Here is a 15,751-nt window from a genome sequence, read left to right on the forward strand (position 1 = left end):
ACCGGCCGCGCCCGGTACACTGGCCCCGCGCCCGGGAGTCCCCGACCACTGCTCCGGCAGCCGCTCCGACACCCTCCCGCGCGCCGAAATGGCCGAGATACGGCCCCCGTACGGCACCCGGCCCCACGCCCTCCGGTACGGGCGCGCTTGGCCCAGAACAAGTCGGGCCCTGCGCCCCACCCCGGTGCCGTCGCCCTGTGCTGCCCGAAGTCCGCGACACCGCCCAGGCGTCCCGCGCCGTCCGCGACGACACTCTGCTGCGCCCCGGCGTCCGCGCCCTGTGCCGTGAACTCGGCCTGCCCGACGCCCGACCGGAGCGGTTCGCCGACGCGCGTCGGGGCCGCCGGCACCGGCGCCGAAGACGGCTGGCACCACCTCCTCATGGACCGGCTGGACCTCGCCTCACTCGCCCGGCACCGGTTCGGCGCGGCCTGACGCCAGAGCCGTCTCCGCCGCCACCAGGATCCGCGTCAGCCGCAGCCCGAACCGCGCGTCGCACGGCACCGGCGCCCCCGTCCGGGCGGCCGCGATCAGGGCGTCCACGGCGACCGCCAGGGACTCCCGCGCGCTGCCCGCCCTCGGCATCACCGACACGCCCGCCTGCCCGCGCACCTCCACCGCGATACCGCCCGCCGCCGGGGGAGCGGTCAGCGTCAGGGTCGCCGTGCTCGACGCGCCGGACGTGTGCCGCAGCGTCAGATGGACCGTGTCGCCGGGGCCGGGCACCGCCGCGACCCGCGTCACCTCGCCGAGCACCGGCAGCAGCACCGACAGGGCGTGCGGCCCCACGTCCCACAGGGCGCCCTTGTCCACCCGCCACGGCGTCCGCGCCCGCGCCTCCGCGTCGTCACCCGGCGTGTACAGCGCGCCGAACCAGTCCGCGCGGCCCGTGAACCAGCCGTCCGAGGCGGCCTGTTCGGCGATCCACGCGGCCGTCGCCGGGGCGTAGCGCAACGTACAGAACACCGCCGACGCCACCCCGCTCGCCGCCACCGCGTCCACCACCGCGCGGGCCTGCTCGGGCCGCGTCGCCAGCGGCTTGTCCAGGAGGAGATGGCAGCCCGCGGCGGCGGCCCGCGCCGCCAACGGCGCCTGCACGTCCGGCGGCACCGCGAACGCCACCGCGTCGCACGCCGCGAACAGCGCGTCGACTTCCTCGTACGCCGTCGTCTCGTACGAGGCCGCGAGGTCGGCGGCGGCCTCGGGGCGGCGTCCCCACACCCCGGCGAAACGGACACGGTCATGGGCCTGGAGGGTCGGGGCGTACGTGCGGTCGGCCCAGGAACCCGTGCCGACGAGCCCGAACCGCAGGACATCAGGAGTGGAGGTCATGCCCGCCAGTATCACTCGCCCCACCCGTCCCACGCGCCCCGCGCAGGCGGCAGACAGCGGGCGGCCGGTGGTGAATACTCATTCACCACCGGGTGAATCGGCATTCACCGAGGGCCTGTCCCTCGCCGGCGCCCCACCGCCCGGCACACGTCCGCCGCACCGTCAGGCGCGCACCGCCCGGCGCCCCACGGCCCGGTGCGCGTCCGGTGCCTCACCGCCGGTGCGCGTCCGGCCGTCCGCCCCGACCAGGAGAGCCATGGACCCCGCCCCGATACCCCCGCCCGCCGGCCCCCGTCGCGCTCTGCGGGAGCGGCTGACCGTGCCGGTGCTCGCGTTCGGCGGCATCCTCATGGCCGTCATGCAGACCGTCGTCGTCCCCCTCCTGCCCGATCTGCCGCGCCTGACCGGCGCCTCCCCGGCCGCCGTGGCGTGGATGGTGACGGCGACCCTGCTCACCGGCGCGGTCCTCACCCCCGTCCTCGGCCGCGCGGGCGACATGTACGGCAAGCGGCGCGTGCTGCTCGGCGCGCTCGCCCTGATGACCGCCGGATCGGTGCTGTGCGCGCTGACCTCAGACATCCGCCTGCTCATCGCCGCGCGCGCGTTGCAGGGCGCGGCGGCGGCCGTCGTCCCGCTGTCCATCAGCATCCTGCGCGACGAACTGCCGCCGCAGCGCACCGGATCGGCCGTCGCCCTGATGAGTTCGACCGTCGGCATCGGCGCCGCCCTCGGGCTGCCGCTCGCCGCGCTCGTCGTCCAGTACGCGAACTGGCACGTCATGTTCTGGGCGACCGCCGCGCTCGGCGCCCTCGGCACCGCCCTCGCCTGGTGGGCGGTGCGGGAGTCGCCCCTGCGCTCCCCGGGCCGCTTCGACGTGCTCGGCACGCTCGGGCTCGCCGCCGGCCTCGTCTGCCTGCTCCTCGGCGTCTCCCAGGGCGGCCAGTGGGGGTGGGGCAGCGGGCCGGTCCTCGCCCTGTTCGCGGGCGCCGCCGCCGTCCTCGCCCTGTGGGCCTGGCACCAACTGCGCTGCCCGGAACCCCTGGTGGACCTGCGCCTCGCGCTCGGGCGGCGCGTCGGACTGCCGCATCTGGCCGCGCTGTTCACCGGGTTCGCGTTCTACGCCAACTCCCTCGTCACCGCGCAGCTCGTGCAGGCGCCCCCCGCTACCGGGTACGGGCTCGGTCTGTCCATCGTCGCCACCGGCCTGTGCCTGCTGCCCGGCGGCCTCGTCATGCTGCTGTTCTCCCAGGTCTCCGCGCGGGTCTCCGCCGCGCGCGGACCCCGCGTCACGCTCGCGCTAGGCGGTCTCGTCCTCGCCCTCGGCTACGCCGTGCGCATCGCGGACAGCACCCGGCTGTGGGTCGTCATCGTGGGCGCGGCCGTCGTCTCCGTCGGCACCACCCTCGCCTACTCGGCGCTGCCCACCCTCATCCTGCGTTCGGTCCCGCCCGGCGCCACCGCCTCCGCCAACGGCGTCAACGTCCTCATGCGCACCATCGGGCAGGCCGTCTCCAGCGCCGCCGTCGCCACGATCCTCGTCCACCACACGAGCCGCGTCGCGGGCGCCGACCTCCCGACCCTGAACGGCTACCGGCTCGCCTTCGCCCTGGCCGGCGCGGTCGCCCTGCTCGCCATGACCATCGCCCTCACCGTGCCCCGTGACCCCGCCCGGCGCGGCCCCGGCACCGGCCCCGGCCCCGGCACCGGGGCGAGCGTGCCGGGCGGGGTCGCCGAGGGCAGCAGGCCGTGACCGGGCGGACCGCAGGCGGCCAGGGCGGCGCGCGCCGTGACGCCGAGGCGACCCGCGCGGCGATCGTGCGCGCCACCCGCCATCTGCTGGCCCGGCACGCGCACAGCGACATCACCCTCAAGGCCGTCGCCGACCGGGCGGGGGTCAGCCCGCCGCTCGTCGTGAAGTACTTCGGCAACAAGGACACCCTGTTCGCCCGCGTCATGAACTTCGACGAGGACATGACGGCCCTGCTCGACGCGCCCCTCGACGACCTGGGCCGGCACATGGTCCGCCAGGTGCTCACCGGCCAGTCCCGGCGCGGCGCCGACCCGCTCCTGCGCATCGTCTTCGCGCCGCTGCACGGTGAGCGCGGCGACACCCTGCGCGCCGACTTCCGCGCCCAGGTCTGCGAACGGCTCGCCGCGCGCCTGCCCGGCCCGGACGCGGGTCTGCGCGCCGAACTCGCCGTGGCCCTGCTGCTCGGCCTCGGCGCCCTGTACGGCATCGTGCGCGGCCCGCACCTGCGCGCCGCCGACCTCGACGGTGTGGTCGAGCGGTACGGACCCGCCGTCCAGGCCCATCTGACGCCCGCTCCGTGACCGGCTACGGAACCGCGCCCGCCGCCTGACCTGCTGTCGGGACCGCGCCTCCTGGCCGGCTGTCGGGACCCGCGCCCGCCGTCCGCCCGGGCCGCCCCGGGCGCGCGCGGTCAGGCGCTCGGCTGAGGGGGCAGCCGGTCGAGGACGATCCCGAAGTGCTCCTCGTACGCGGCCAGCACCTCGGCGTCCGTCGCCAGTTCGGTGACGGTCCGCTCGGCGCCCGCGGTCCGTTTGAGGGTGCGCCCGCTGAGCGTGATCCGGCCGTCGCGGGTCAGCAGGGAACACACCAGGGAGCGCGTGAAGTGCGAGTCGGGGCTCGTGCGGTGGTACCAGGCCCCGGCACGGAAGTCGGCCAGCTCGCGCGGCCTGCGCTCCAGCAGGTACTGCGGCCTGCCGTCCCGCAGCACGGCGAGGTCGCCGCCCGGCGCCTCCTCGACGCGGAACACCCCGCCCGGGTCGTTCTGCTCGCCGCGCTCGTCGAACGCGAGCGGGAGCTGGGTGTGCGTGCCGAAGCCGACGTCGGCGAGCCAGTCCCCGCCGTCCTCGGTCCGCACCCGCAGCGCCAGATGGTCGTACGGGATGCCGGGCCGGCCCGCCTCGTCGGTCACCCGCGCTTGCAGCAGGGCCACCTCGAAGCCGAGCGCGTCCAGCAGCCCGGCGAACGCGCCGTTGAGTTCGTAGCAGAATCCGCCGCGCCGGCGCTCCACGAGCTTGTCCACGAGCCGGTCGGTGTCCAAGGCGATGTCCTCGCCCAGATGCACCGACAGGTTCTCGAACGGCACGGTCCGCAGATGGGCGAGGTGCAGCTCGCGCAGGGCGTCGGCGCTCGGCGCGGCCGGCCGCGCGACGCCGATCCGGGCGAGGTAGGCGGCGGTTCGGTGCTGGTCCATGTCCGTCAGTCTCGCTGATGCGCCGCTCCGGGGCCGAGCCGCAGGGGCAGGCTCCGTACGCTGTTGCCGACGAACCCGGCGTGCGCGGGCAGCTCCGCGTCCGGCACCGCGAGCGCAGGCGCGGGGAAGCGGGCGAACAGGCGCTCCAGGGCCACCGTCGCCTCCAGCCGGGCGAGCGGCGCGCCCAGGCAGTAGTGCGCGCCGTGCCCGAGCGAGAGATGCCGGGGCCCGCCGGGGCGGGCCAGGTCGAAGCGGTCGGCGTCGGGCCCGTGCGCGGCGCGGTCCCGCCCGGCCCCGGAGTACCCGGCGAGCACGGGCGTGCCCTGCGGTACGAGGGTGCCCCCGACGACGAGATCGCGGGTCGGGTAGCGGAACGGGAAGTAGCTGACCGGGCTGTCCCAGCGCAGCGTCTCCTCCACCACATCGCCCCAGCCGGCCGCGCCCGCGCGGACCAGGGCGAGCTGCTCAGGGTGCGTGCACAGCGCCCGTACGGCGTTCGTGATCAGGTTCATCGTCGTCTCATGACCGGCGATCACGAACAGCAGGAGGGTGCCGATCAGCTCCTCCTGGGCGAGCCGGTCGCCGTCCTCGTCGCGGGCGGCGATCAGCGCGCTCGTCAGATCGTCACCGGGCGCGGCGGTGCGCGCCGCGACGATCCGGGCCAGCACCTCGATCATCTCGCGGTTGGCGGCGACGGCGTCCCCGGGAGGCGTGTCGGTCGCCACGATCCGGCTGGACAGGAGGTGCAGGCGGGCCCGGAACTCCTCGTCCACGCCGAACAGTTCGCAGATCACCGCCATCGGCAGCGGCAGCGCGAAATGCCGGCGCAGCTCCACGATCCCGTCCGGGTCGGCGGCGGCCCGCGCGGCGACCTCGTCGAGCAGGGCGTCCGTCAGCCGCTCGACGCGCGGGCGCAGCGCCTCGACGCGGCGCGCGGTGAACGCGCGCGACACCAGGGAGCGCAGCCGCCGGTGGTCGGCGCCGTCCGCCGTCGTCATGCCGCGCACCGTGGCGAACGTGCGCAGCGGCCAGCCCTCGGGTATGCGGCCCTCGGCCAGCGCCGTGAAGTGCCGGGCGTCCTTGGCGACATCGGGGTGCCCGAGGAACTCCCGCAGCGCGTCGTGCCCGAGGACGACCATGCCGGGCACGTCTCCGGGCAGCACGACGGACGCCACCGGGCCCTCGGCCATCAGCCGCGCGTTGAGCGCGTGGGGGCAGCCGCCGGCCGGGTCGAGGCGGTGCGCGGGCGGCCGGACGGCGGGTCTCGCGGGCGCGTCGAGGGCGCCGGGCGCACCGGGCCCCTCGGACACGGCGGCCGGGGCGACCGGCTCCGGGGCGGACGGCTCCGGTGTGGCCGAAACTGACGCGGCCGGGAGGTCAGGTTCGGCCGGGTCGACGGCGTCGGGGGAGAGGGGCACGACGGACTCCTGTCGGCAGGGGACGCCGGCCCGGAGGACACGCGCCCGCACGCTCTCGGCCGTCATCTCCCCCCGAGCCGGACGGACTTGACGCGATCCTACGGCGCTTCGGCGTCGAGCCCCAGGTCGTAGATCCGCTCCAGCAGCCACCGCTCGTTCCCCGCGAGGCCCGCTCTGCGCAGCGCCTCGTCGGCCTCCGCGAGCGGCCCGGCGAGGACGGCGGCCGTGCCGACCGGCTCGCCGGAGCCGAACGCGGCGCGCGCCGTGCGCGTCAACCGCAGTAACGCCTGGGCCGCCGCCCGGTCGTGCGCGAACGTCTGCTGACTCTGCTGCCCGGTGTTCCTGGTCCCGTTCATGTCCCCACTCTTGCGCACGGGTCTGACAATCCGGCCCCGGACGCGTTGTCGGTGGGCCGCAGTAGGGTCGGACGGCGAAGGGAAGTGATCGTTCGTGACCTCGTCCGCACTGCCGCTGTTCGACCCCGCGGCCGGGCAAGGAGTCCGTCAGCTCGCCGAGTTGGGGCTCGCCCTGGTGCTGTCCACGCTCATCGGCGCCGAGCGCGCCGTACGGCAGAAGAGCGCCGGGCTGCGCACCCACACGCTCGTCGGTGTGGGCAGCGCCCTGTTCATGGAGGTCTCCCAGCACGGCTTCAACTCCGTACTCGGCCTGGACAGCGTCTCGTTCGACCCCTCGCGGGTCGCCGCGCAGATCGTGTCCGGCATCGGGTTCATCGGCGGCGGCCTGATCTTCGTCCGGCGGGACGCCGTGCGCGGTCTGACCACCGCCGCCACGATCTGGCTGACCTGTGCGATCGGCATGGCCTGCGGGGGCGGCCTCCCGCTGCTCGCGCTCGCCGCGACCGCCTGCCATTTCCTCGTCGTGCGCGGCTATCCATGGGTGACGCGGCGGCTGCCCGCCCTGGCCGCCGACCGCCGCACCGGCCTGCATCTGTCGTACCGGGTCGGCAGCAGTGTGCTGACCCGCGTCCTGGAGGAGTGCACCCGGCGGGGCTTCCGGGTCGTGGAGGTGCGCACCGACCGCGCCGACTGGGACGAGGCGCCGGCCAGACACGCGGCGATAGCGGTCCGCATGGAGCTGGAGGGCGCGGCGGACGTCCCGTCGCTGGTGGCGACCCTCTCCGAACTCGACGGCGTCTCCGAGGTGGCCTCCCTGGAGAGCGGCAGCACGGACGAGTAGGAGTAGCGGCGGACGCCCCGCAGGCCCGTGGCGCGCCGGTCAGCGACGGGTCAGGCGCAGCCGCAGATCCTTCGGCATCAGCGTGAGACGTTCGGTGATGCGGAGCCGGTAATCCGGCTCGGGCGCCAGGTCGTAGCGGCGCAGGAGCAGGCCGAGGACCAGCGTCGCCTCGTGCAGCGCGAACTGGCGGCCGATGCAGGCCCGCGCGCCCGTGCCGAACGGCTTGAAGACGTGTGCGGGCCTGGCCCGGACCGCCGCCGGCGTGAACCGCTCCGGGTCGAAGGTCTCGGGCGAGTCGCCCCATGCCGTCGGGTCGCGGTGCAGCATCGTCGTCAGCACCAGCGCCCACGCCCCGCGCCGCATCGGATGCACCCCGCCGAGCGTGGTGTCGACGACGGCCTCCCGGGCGAACGCGGGAGCGGTCGGCCACAGCCGCAGCGACTCGTCCAGCACCCGGCGCAGATAGCGCAACTTGGCGACCTGCTCGTACGCGGGCACGTCCGCGTCGCCCCAGACCCGGTCCACCTCTTCGCGCGCCTTGGCGAGCACGTCCTGATGCTGCGCCAGATAGTGCAGGGCGAACGACAGCGCGCCCGACGTCGTCTCGTGGCCCGCCACCAGGAACGTGATGACCTGCCGCCGGATGTTCTCCGGGGTCAGCCGCTCGCCCGTCTCCGGATGCGCGACCTCCAGCATCCGGTCGAGCAGGTCGCCGGGACCGCCGCCGCTCGCCCGCCGCGCCGCGATCACCTCGTCGACCGTGCGGTTGAGATAGGCGCGGTCCGCCGCGTTGCGCCGCTCCGCGCCGCGCAGCAGCGACGACAGCAGCGGCGGCACCACGTTGCGGCGCTGCGCGAAGGACAGCGCGCCCACCATCGCCGTCACGAACGGATGCGGGCCTTCCTTGTCGAAGTCCCGCTCGAACGAGCCGAAGTCGTAGCCGAAGCCGGTCCGCGCGATCGTCTCCAGCGTCAGCTTCGTCATGTCGCCGGGCACGTCCACCGTGCGCCCCGCGGCCTCGCTCGCGTCCCACGCCGCCGTCAACTGCCCGGCCACGTCCAGCATCAGCGGGTGATAGCCCTCCATCGCCTCCCGGTTGAAGCCGGGCGCGAGGATGTCGTGCGCCAACTGCCAGTTCGGCTCGTGGTTGTACGCGGTGAACAGACCGTCGCCCGCCATGGGCCGCAGGTTCGCCACACCGAGCCCGACATGCTTGGCGAACCGGGACTCGTCGGCCAGCTCCGCCGCGAGGTCCGCGCCCCACACGAACACGATCTCCTTGCCGAACCCCTTGCGGCGGAAGATCGGCCCGAGCTGCCGCGCGTGCCGCATCGAGTCCTGGAGCGGCGTACGGACGTTGGCCCCGACCACGTCCCCGATCACCGGCACCCGGCGCGGCGGATGCGGGATGCGCTCCAGGCGCGGCCAGCCCTGCTCGGCACTGCGAAAGCCCCGCGGCAGCGCCTCGGCCGCCCTCTGTGTCACCTGCGCCACTGTGCCCATCTCCCTTGCCGCACGCGCCCGTCGGACCCGCCCCGGAGCTTTGTTAGACGTGGATTCAATAGTGCGCCTCAGTCTGATCCTGTTGTTGAACTCACGTCAAGTAAGCGGGCGGAGGGCCAGTAAGGTGCCCGCATGAACGCAGAGCGAGGCGGGGCCCGTCCGGCGGGGGAGCGGGGCCGGCGCAGGCTGAGCAGCGAGGAACGGCGCGAGGAACTGCTGTCCGCGGGCGCCCGCCTGTTCGCGCAGAGCCCGTACGACGACGTGTGGATCGAGCAGGTCGCCGAGATCGCCGGAGTCTCGCGCGGCCTGCTCTACCACTACTTCCCGACCAAGCGGGACTTCTTCGCGGCCGTCGTGCGCCGCGAGAGCGAGCGGATGCTGCGGCTGACCGCCGCCGTGCCCGGCGTGCCGGTGCGCGACCAGATCGGCACCGGCCTCGACACCTTCCTGTCCTACGTCGCCTCGCACGCCCAGGGTTTTCGCGCCTTCCACCGCGCGGAGGCGGCCGGCGACCCGACCGTGCGCGCCGTCTACCGCGACGGGCTCGCCGCGCACGAGGCGCAGATCATGGCCGCGCTCGCCGCCGACCCGCAGATCGAGGGCCGGCTCCCCGAACCCGCCGCGCTCCGCCTCGCCGTACGCGGCTGGCTCGCCTTCCTGGTCGCCGTCTGCCTCGACTGGCTGGACGAGCCCGAACTGCCCCGCTCCCGCGTCCGCGACCTGTGCGCCGGGGCCCTCCTCGGCGCCCTCGCCGACGCGACGGCGGCACCCCCGGCCTCGTAAGGGAAACTTGCAAGGCAGCCTGTCTTTATCTACGGTGGAGGCATGTCAGGTACGCAGGGACCCGCGGCCCACGAGCCGCCCACCGAGCGGCTCGCCGCCGATCTCGCCACCGTCGTCGGGCGGCTCTCGCGCCGGCTGCGCACCGCCTCCCCCGACAGCCTCCTCACGCCGACGCAGCGCACCGTCCTCGCCCGGCTCGACCTGGACGGACCCGCCACCACCGCCGCCCTGGCCCGCTCCGAGTACGTACGCCCGCAGTCCATGCGGCTCACCCTCGGCGCGCTGGAGGAGCGCGGATTCGTCAGCCGCTCCCCGGACCCCAGTGACGGCAGGCAGTCCGTCATGGCGATCACCGACGAGGGCCGCGCCACCCTGGCCGCCGTACGCGCCGCGAAGCACAACTGGCTGGCCCAGACGCTCGACGGCGCCCTCGACGCGGACGAGCGGCGGACGCTCGCCGAGGCCACCGCCCTGCTCGAACGCCTGGCCGGCGCATGAGCGAAGAGGGCGGCATACTCGCCGGCGAAACCCCCGCCAGCGCCCCGGTCACGGGCGCCGCGCCCGCCGCCCCCTCCATCCCCGCCGCTCCCGCCTCTCCGGAGCGCGGCTTCCGGGCCCGGCTCACCGCCCCGCTGCTGCTCGGCTCGGTCCTCAACCCGCTCAACACCACCATGATCTCCACCGCGCTGGTGGCGATCGGGCACCACTTCGGCATCGGCTCCGCCGACACCGCGTGGCTGATCTCCGTGCTCTACCTGGCGAGCGCCGTCGCCCAGCCCGTCCTCGGCAAGCTCGCCGACGCCCTCGGCCCCCGCCGCGTCTTCCTCACCGGCCTCGTCGTGGTCTGCGCCTCCGGGCTCGTCGGCGCCCTCGCGCCCGAGTTCGGCTGGCTCGTCGTCTCCCGCCTCCTGCTCGGCATCGGCACCTCCGCCGCCTACCCCGCCGCCATGGCCGTCCTGCGCGACGAAGGGCGGCGCGTGGGGCGCAGGCCGCCCCGGCCCGTGCTGGCCCGGCTCTCCTTCGCCGCGCTCGGCAGCGCCGCCGTCGGCCCGACCCTCGGCGGACTGCTCGTCACCGTCGTCGGCTGGCGCGGCATCTTCGCCGTCAACGTGCCGGTCGCCCTCATCGCCCTCGGCTGCGCCCTCGTCTGGATCCCCGCCGACCCGCCGCGCGCCGAACGGCGGGCCGGCGGGCCCGCGCCCGAGCTCGGCATCGACCCGCTCGGCATCGGCCTGTTCGCCACCGCCCTGACCGTGCTCGTCCTGTTCCTGCTCGACCTCGCGCACCCGCAGTGGTGGCTGCTCGTCCCGTTCGCCGCGCTCGGCGCCGCGCTCCTGTGGTGGCAACTGCGCTGCCCGGCCCCGTTCATCGACGTACGGATGCTCGCCGGGAACGGGCCGCTCGCCCGCACCTACCTGCGCCACGGCGTCAGCTACCTGCTGATCTACGTCGTCATGTACGGGTTCACGCAGTGGCTCGAAGAAGGGCGTGGGTTCTCCTCCGGGCACACCGGGCTGCTGATGCTGCCGATGTCGCTCGCCGCGCTGGTCTGCTCCCTGCTCGGCGCCCGCACCAAGGGCATCCGCGCCCCGCTCACCGTCGCCGCCGTCCTGCTCACGGCGGGCGCGGGCCTGCTCACCCTCGTCGGCGGCGACACCCCGCTCGCCGTACTGCTCCTCGCCTGCGCCTGCTTCGGCGTACCGCAGGGGCTGATCGGCACCAGCAACCAGGCCGCCGTCCAGGAGTACGCGCCCGCCGCCGAGATCGGCTCCGCCGCCGGACTCCAGCGCACCGCCCAGTACATCGGGGCGATCACGGCGTCCAGCCTCATCGCCCTCGCCTACGGGCAGCGCGCCGACGACGGGGGACTGCACCTCATGGCGTACACGTCCCTCGGCCTCGGCGTGCTGCTCGTCGCGCTCACCGTGACGGACGGGGCGCTGCGCCGCGCCACGCGCTGACGGCGCCCCGCCCGGTGGCTCAGCCCTGGTGCAGGGAACGTTTCAGCAGGTCGAGCAGCCGCTCCCGGTGCAGCCGGTCGCCCTCGGCGCTGTACACGTCCGTGTCGCGCATCGTGAAGCCGTGCGCGGTCCCCGGATACACCTCGGAGGTGTACGGGACACCCGCCGCCGTCAGTGCCTCGTCGATCTCCGCCACTGACTGCGGCGTCATGTCCGACTCCGCGTGCCCGAAGTGCACCTGCGCGGTCAGCTGCCGCAGCGCCTCGGGCCCGTCCGCGGCGACCGGCGCGTGGAACGCGGCCAGCGCCGCGACCGCCCCCGGCTGTGCCACCGCCGTGCGCAGCGCCAGCAGCCCGCCGATGCAGTACCCGGTGACCGCCACGGGCCCCGGCGCCACCTCGGGGCGTTCGGCCAGGTACGTCAGATACGCCTTCGCGTCGGCGCGCACCCGCTCCGGCGTGAGCGCCGCGATCCACGGCATGACCTGCGCGATAAGACCCTCGCGGGCCTGGCCGTCGATCAGCGCGGGCAGGTCGAGCAGCGGCGGCGGGCCCTGGCGGTGGAAGAAGTGCGGGACGAGCACGGCGTAACCGTGCCCGGCCAGGTCGCGGGCCATGTCGTGCACGGCGGGCCGCAGCCCGAAGGCGTCCGCGTACATCAGCACGGCCGGATGCCGCTCGCCGTCGTCGGGGAAGACGGCCAGGGCGTCGGCCGGGCCGTCGGGGGTGGGGATCTGCACCGTCTCGGTGGGAATGGGGTCTCTTCCTTCCTCGGTCCGCCGCACCCCGCGCGTCACTCTCGACGTGACGGCACCACCGCGCACGGCAGCGGCGATGCGGCACCGACGACCGTAGATGGCCGCCCGGCCCCCGTGCAACGCCGGACAGTACGGCCCCAAGTCCCGCCCGCTCAGAAGGTGTTCGGTGCGGGCTCGTCAGGAGCGGGCTTCTCGGGAGCGGGCTCGTCGGGAGCCGGTTCGTCAAAAGCGGGCGGCAGGCCGTCCGTGTCCGGCAGCGATCCGAGTGGTGCGGTCGGCAGATCGTCGCCGGGGACCGTCCGGCCGGCGGGCACCTCCGCCTCCGCGCCGGGCTCCGCCCCCTCCGCGCCGGGCTCCGCCTGGGCGGGCGGTGCGGCGGGCGCGGGCGGCGCCGGGGTCTGCTGTGCGGCACGGTCGAGGAAGCGCAGCATCTCCACCGGGAACGGGAGCACGAGGGTGGAGTTCTTCTCGGCGGCGACCGCCACCACCGTCTGCAACAGCCGCAGTTGAAGCGCCGCCGGCTGCTCCGACATGACCCCGGCCGCCTGCGCCAGCTTCTTCGACGCCTGGAGTTCGGCGTCGGCGTTGATGACCCGGGCCCGGCGCTCCCGGTCGGCCTCCGCCTGCCGTGCCATCGACCGCTTCATGCTCTCCGGCAGCGACACGTCCTTGATCTCCACGCGGTCGATCTGCACGCCCCAGCCCACGGCCGGGCTGTCGATCATCAGCTCCAGCCCCTGGTTCAGCTTCTCGCGGTCGGACAGCAGATCGTCCAGATCGCTCTTGCCGATGATCGAACGCAGCGAGGTCTGCGCCATCTGCGAGACCGCGAAGCGGTAGTCCTCGACCTGGATCACCGCGTTCGCCGGGTCCACGACCTTGAAGTAGACGACCGCGTCGACCCGCACCGTCACGTTGTCCCGGGTGATGCCCTCCTGCGCCGGGACCGGCATGGTCACGATCTGCATGTTGACTTTGCGCAGCCGGTCGACGCCGGGAAGGATCATCGTGAGCCCCGGCTCGCGCACCCCGCCGGCCAGCCGCCCGAGGCGCAGCACCACGCCCCGCTCGTACTGCTTGACGACCCGCGCCGCCGCCGACGCGTACAGCAGCGCCGCCGCTGCCGCGACCACCACCGCGATGACGAGTTCCTGCACCATGGCGACACCCCCAAGGTGTCCGATGCGCCCCAGTACCTCCACGATAGGCCCGCTCCGGCGCCCGGTCGAGGGTTCTGCCCCCTCCGTATCCGTGCGCATGCCCGGTCCCGTCACCCGCCGTGCGATAAGGTGACCGGGCCACGACAGGCCGCGAGGGAAAGAGGAGGTGAGTCCGATCTACGCACATGCAGGTCAGGAGCTCTCCACCTCGGTCGAGCGCCTCGCGGGACGCCCGGTTCACGGCGTCTGAGCACGGCGCGCACCGACGCGGGGGAGCCCCGTCGGATCGCCGAGAGGTCACCCACCACCCATGCCGCTCACCGAGCCCTCGCTCACCCCGCCCCCGTACGACCCGGCCGCCGTCGTCACCGCGCTGCGCGCCGCCGGCTGCGTCTTCGCCGAGGACGAGGCCCGCATCCTGCTCGCCTCCGCCCGCGACGCCGCCGAACTCGCCGCCATGGTCCGCCGCCGCGCCGCAGGACTGCCCCTTGAGCACGTCGTCGGCTGGGCCGAGTTCTGCGGCCTGCGCGTCGCCGTCGACCCCGGCGTCTTCGTGCCGCGCCGCCGCACCGAGTACCTCGCCCGCACCGCCGAGCGGCTGACCCCGCCCGGCGCCGTCGTCGTCGACCTGTGCTGCGGCACCGGGGCGGTCGCCGCCGTCCTCGCCGCCCGCGCCCCCGCCCGGCTGCACGCCGCCGACCTCGACCCGGCCGCTGTCGCCTGCGCCCGGCGCAACATCGCCCCGCACGGCGGCCACGTCCACGAGGGGGACCTCTACGACGCCCTCCCCGCCGACCTCGCCGGCCGTATCGACACCCTCGTCGCCAACGGCCCCTACGTCCCCACCGATGACGTGCCCCTGCTGCCGCCCGAGGCCCGCGACCACGAGCGCCGCATGGCCCTCGACGGCGGCGCCGACGGCCTCGACGTCCTGCGCCGCGTCGCGGCCGGCGCCCCGCGCTGGCTCGCACCCGGCGGCCGGCTCCTCGTCGAGACCAGCGAACGGCAGGCGGATGCCGCCGAGGCCGCCGTGCGCGGCGCCGGACTCACCGCCCGCGTCGAGACCGACGACGACCTGTACGCCACCGTCGTCATCGGCACCCGGCCCCGCGGCTGAGCCCCGCCGCCGCGTCCCCGCCGGGGCCCGCGTACCCGGCGGGGGTGGGGCCAGGCACGGCCATCCGGTAGGCCGGTCGCGTCCATCCGGCGGGCCGGACGCGGCCATCCGGCGGGCGAGGCGCTGACAAGGGGTTTCACCGCCGCCCCGGCCCGGTACCCGGGCCCCATGGACACCAACGAGAACACCCCGGTCCACGGCTACGGCCCGCACTCCGTGGGCGTCACGCTGAGCGAGTGCACGCCCGAGGACGCCGCCACCGTCCTCGGGGTGCTGTGCGGCGCCTACTCCACCGACCGCGAGCCGGGACAGCGGCCCTCGCCCGACGCGACCGTCTGGACGACGACCGTGGACGCCGACACCGGACCGCACCTCGCCTCACCCGCCCGCCTCGGCGCCTCGGTCACCGCCGAACTGCAAGGCGGCCACGAGGCGCTGGCCAGGCTGCGCGCCACACTGGAGTCCGCGTTCACCGCCGACGCGCCGCACGCCGCCGCCGGCGACCAGGAACACGCCCTCACCCTCACGCTGACCGGCGGAAAGACCTCCTGACCCCGGAGCGCAAAAAAGACGGGGCCCGGAGCCCTGGGGCCCGGCCCGGCTCACGCCCCGTAGCCCACGTGCACGGTGTCGAAGCCGAGGGAGGTGAGCAGGCCGCGCAGCATGTCCGTCGTGTTCCGCTCGGCGCGGGCCTTCAGGCCGCTGTCGCGCGCCGCCTCCCCGATGTGCCGCGCGGCGAGTTCGCGTACCGCGTGCTCGTCGTTCGGGTTGTCGGAGAACAGGTCCCCGAGCCGGTCGAGCAGCCCGCGCTGCTTGGACACCGCGTAGGAGCGCTTGGTGTCCAAGGAGGGGGTGCCGAGCTTCGCGTGCGGCAGGCGCAGGGTCGCCGTCGTCCGGTCCTTGTCGACCTTCACGTCCCCTGGGTCCAGGTTCCCGAGGTCCACGTACGCCTCGACGGTCCCCGCCCCGATGTACAGGGTGCGGGTGCCGCGCACGGCATCCGGCAGGTACTTCGTGTCCTTCTCCAGATCGACGACGACCTGGAAGTTGCCCGACGCCGCGTCGTAACGGCTCATGTCCCGCACGGACTTCAGCAGAGCCGGGCCCGAACGGTCGTGCGTCTGCGTGCCGAACACGCCGCTCAGCCGGTCCACGAGCCGCAGCCCGAAGAAGACCAGCGCCAGGACGACGACGAGCGCGATGACCGTCTTCGCCCACGGGGGTAGTGCCCTCACAGCCCTCGGCCTCATGTCAGGAGACCTCCTTCCCTGACGGTCGGGTGCCACCGAACGCGCGGCCCAC

General features: G+C 74.8%; 16 protein-coding genes. 8 read left to right on the top strand and 8 right to left on the bottom strand.

Annotated features, from left to right (window positions below; genetic code table 11):
• Window positions 1–402: 402 nt before the first annotated feature.
• Window positions 403–1,332 (bottom strand): Gfo/Idh/MocA family protein, encoded by a 930-nt coding sequence (locus ACZ7LY_RS21665; protein ID WP_471626285.1) that lies wholly within the window; start codon window positions 1,330–1,332, stop codon window positions 403–405.
• A 256-nt stretch (window positions 1,333–1,588) separates the two neighbouring features.
• Here ACZ7LY_RS21665 and ACZ7LY_RS21670 point away from each other — a divergent pair, with 256 nt between their 5' ends.
• Together ACZ7LY_RS21670 and ACZ7LY_RS21675 are read left to right on the top strand one after the other, a co-directional pair.
• A complete protein-coding gene (locus ACZ7LY_RS21670) occupies window positions 1,589–3,082 on the top strand; it encodes an MFS transporter (RefSeq protein WP_471626286.1) in 1,494 nt (497 codons plus the stop codon).
• Window positions 3,079–3,663: a TetR/AcrR family transcriptional regulator gene (locus ACZ7LY_RS21675; protein ID WP_471626287.1), complete on the top strand. Its 585-nt coding sequence runs from the start codon at window positions 3,079–3,081 to the stop codon at window positions 3,661–3,663. Before ACZ7LY_RS21670 ends, ACZ7LY_RS21675 begins: the two co-directional genes overlap by 4 nt.
• A 110-nt stretch (window positions 3,664–3,773) precedes the next feature.
• Here the strand turns inward: ACZ7LY_RS21675 and ACZ7LY_RS21680 are convergent, their stop codons facing one another.
• From ACZ7LY_RS21680 to ACZ7LY_RS21690, 3 genes are all read right to left on the bottom strand, one after another.
• Window positions 3,774–4,553 carry an arylamine N-acetyltransferase family protein gene (locus tag ACZ7LY_RS21680; RefSeq protein ID WP_471626288.1) on the bottom strand — a complete coding sequence of 260 codons (780 nt, stop codon included), beginning with the start codon at window positions 4,551–4,553 and terminating at the stop codon, window positions 3,774–3,776.
• Between the two features lie 5 nt (window positions 4,554–4,558).
• The gene (locus ACZ7LY_RS21685) at window positions 4,559–5,743 is read right to left on the bottom strand and encodes a cytochrome P450 family protein (RefSeq protein ID WP_471626343.1); all 1,185 of its coding nucleotides are present in this window, start codon (window positions 5,741–5,743) and stop codon (window positions 4,559–4,561) included.
• Between the two features lie 326 nt (window positions 5,744–6,069).
• Window positions 6,070–6,327: a hypothetical protein gene (locus ACZ7LY_RS21690; RefSeq protein ID WP_471626289.1), complete on the bottom strand. Its 258-nt coding sequence runs from the start codon at window positions 6,325–6,327 to the stop codon at window positions 6,070–6,072.
• 94 nt (window positions 6,328–6,421) lie between these two features.
• Here ACZ7LY_RS21690 and ACZ7LY_RS21695 point away from each other — a divergent pair, with 94 nt between their 5' ends.
• Window positions 6,422–7,168 (top strand): MgtC/SapB family protein, encoded by a 747-nt coding sequence (locus tag ACZ7LY_RS21695; protein WP_471626290.1) that lies wholly within the window; start codon window positions 6,422–6,424, stop codon window positions 7,166–7,168.
• A gap of 39 nt (window positions 7,169–7,207) precedes the next feature.
• Here ACZ7LY_RS21695 and ACZ7LY_RS21700 read toward each other — a convergent pair whose 3' ends face one another.
• Window positions 7,208–8,671: a cytochrome P450 gene (locus tag ACZ7LY_RS21700; protein WP_471626291.1), complete on the bottom strand. Its 1,464-nt coding sequence runs from the start codon at window positions 8,669–8,671 to the stop codon at window positions 7,208–7,210.
• Between the two features lie 132 nt (window positions 8,672–8,803).
• Here ACZ7LY_RS21700 and ACZ7LY_RS21705 point away from each other — a divergent pair, with 132 nt between their 5' ends.
• Genes ACZ7LY_RS21705 through ACZ7LY_RS21715 form a run of 3 tightly spaced genes read left to right on the top strand, consistent with a single transcriptional unit; the run spans window position 8,804 to window position 11,415 of the window.
• Window positions 8,804–9,454 (top strand): TetR/AcrR family transcriptional regulator, encoded by a 651-nt coding sequence (locus ACZ7LY_RS21705; RefSeq protein ID WP_471626292.1) that lies wholly within the window; start codon window positions 8,804–8,806, stop codon window positions 9,452–9,454.
• Between the two features lie 42 nt (window positions 9,455–9,496).
• Window positions 9,497–9,952, top strand: a complete 456-nt coding sequence (locus tag ACZ7LY_RS21710) for a MarR family winged helix-turn-helix transcriptional regulator (RefSeq protein ID WP_471626293.1) — start codon at window positions 9,497–9,499, stop codon at window positions 9,950–9,952.
• A complete protein-coding gene (locus ACZ7LY_RS21715) occupies window positions 9,949–11,415 on the top strand; it encodes an MFS transporter (protein WP_471626294.1) in 1,467 nt (488 codons plus the stop codon). Before ACZ7LY_RS21710 ends, ACZ7LY_RS21715 begins: the two co-directional genes overlap by 4 nt.
• 19 nt (window positions 11,416–11,434) lie before the next feature.
• On the opposite strand, the gene ACZ7LY_RS21720 is transcribed toward ACZ7LY_RS21715, so the two are convergent.
• Together ACZ7LY_RS21720 and ACZ7LY_RS21725 are read right to left on the bottom strand one after the other, a co-directional pair.
• On the bottom strand, window positions 11,435–12,154 hold the full coding sequence (locus ACZ7LY_RS21720) for a dienelactone hydrolase family protein (protein ID WP_471626295.1): 720 nt from the start codon (window positions 12,152–12,154) through the stop codon (window positions 11,435–11,437).
• A 170-nt stretch (window positions 12,155–12,324) separates the two neighbouring features.
• Window positions 12,325–13,332: a slipin family protein gene (locus ACZ7LY_RS21725; RefSeq protein ID WP_471626296.1), complete on the bottom strand. Its 1,008-nt coding sequence runs from the start codon at window positions 13,330–13,332 to the stop codon at window positions 12,325–12,327.
• A 310-nt stretch (window positions 13,333–13,642) separates the two neighbouring features.
• On the opposite strand from ACZ7LY_RS21725, the gene ACZ7LY_RS21730 reads away from it, so the two are divergent.
• Together ACZ7LY_RS21730 and ACZ7LY_RS21735 are read left to right on the top strand one after the other, a co-directional pair.
• Window positions 13,643–14,449: a putative protein N(5)-glutamine methyltransferase gene (locus ACZ7LY_RS21730; RefSeq protein WP_471626297.1), complete on the top strand. Its 807-nt coding sequence runs from the start codon at window positions 13,643–13,645 to the stop codon at window positions 14,447–14,449.
• 168 nt (window positions 14,450–14,617) lie between these two features.
• Window positions 14,618–15,001 (top strand): hypothetical protein, encoded by a 384-nt coding sequence (locus ACZ7LY_RS21735; RefSeq protein WP_471626298.1) that lies wholly within the window; start codon window positions 14,618–14,620, stop codon window positions 14,999–15,001.
• Window positions 15,002–15,051: 50 nt separating this feature from the next.
• On the opposite strand, the gene ACZ7LY_RS21740 is transcribed toward ACZ7LY_RS21735, so the two are convergent.
• Window positions 15,052–15,699 (bottom strand): DUF4230 domain-containing protein, encoded by a 648-nt coding sequence (locus tag ACZ7LY_RS21740; protein WP_471626299.1) that lies wholly within the window; start codon window positions 15,697–15,699, stop codon window positions 15,052–15,054.
• Window positions 15,700–15,751 lie beyond the last annotated feature (52 nt).

The sequence above is a fragment of the Streptomyces sp. NPDC107550 genome, assembly GCF_055639095.1.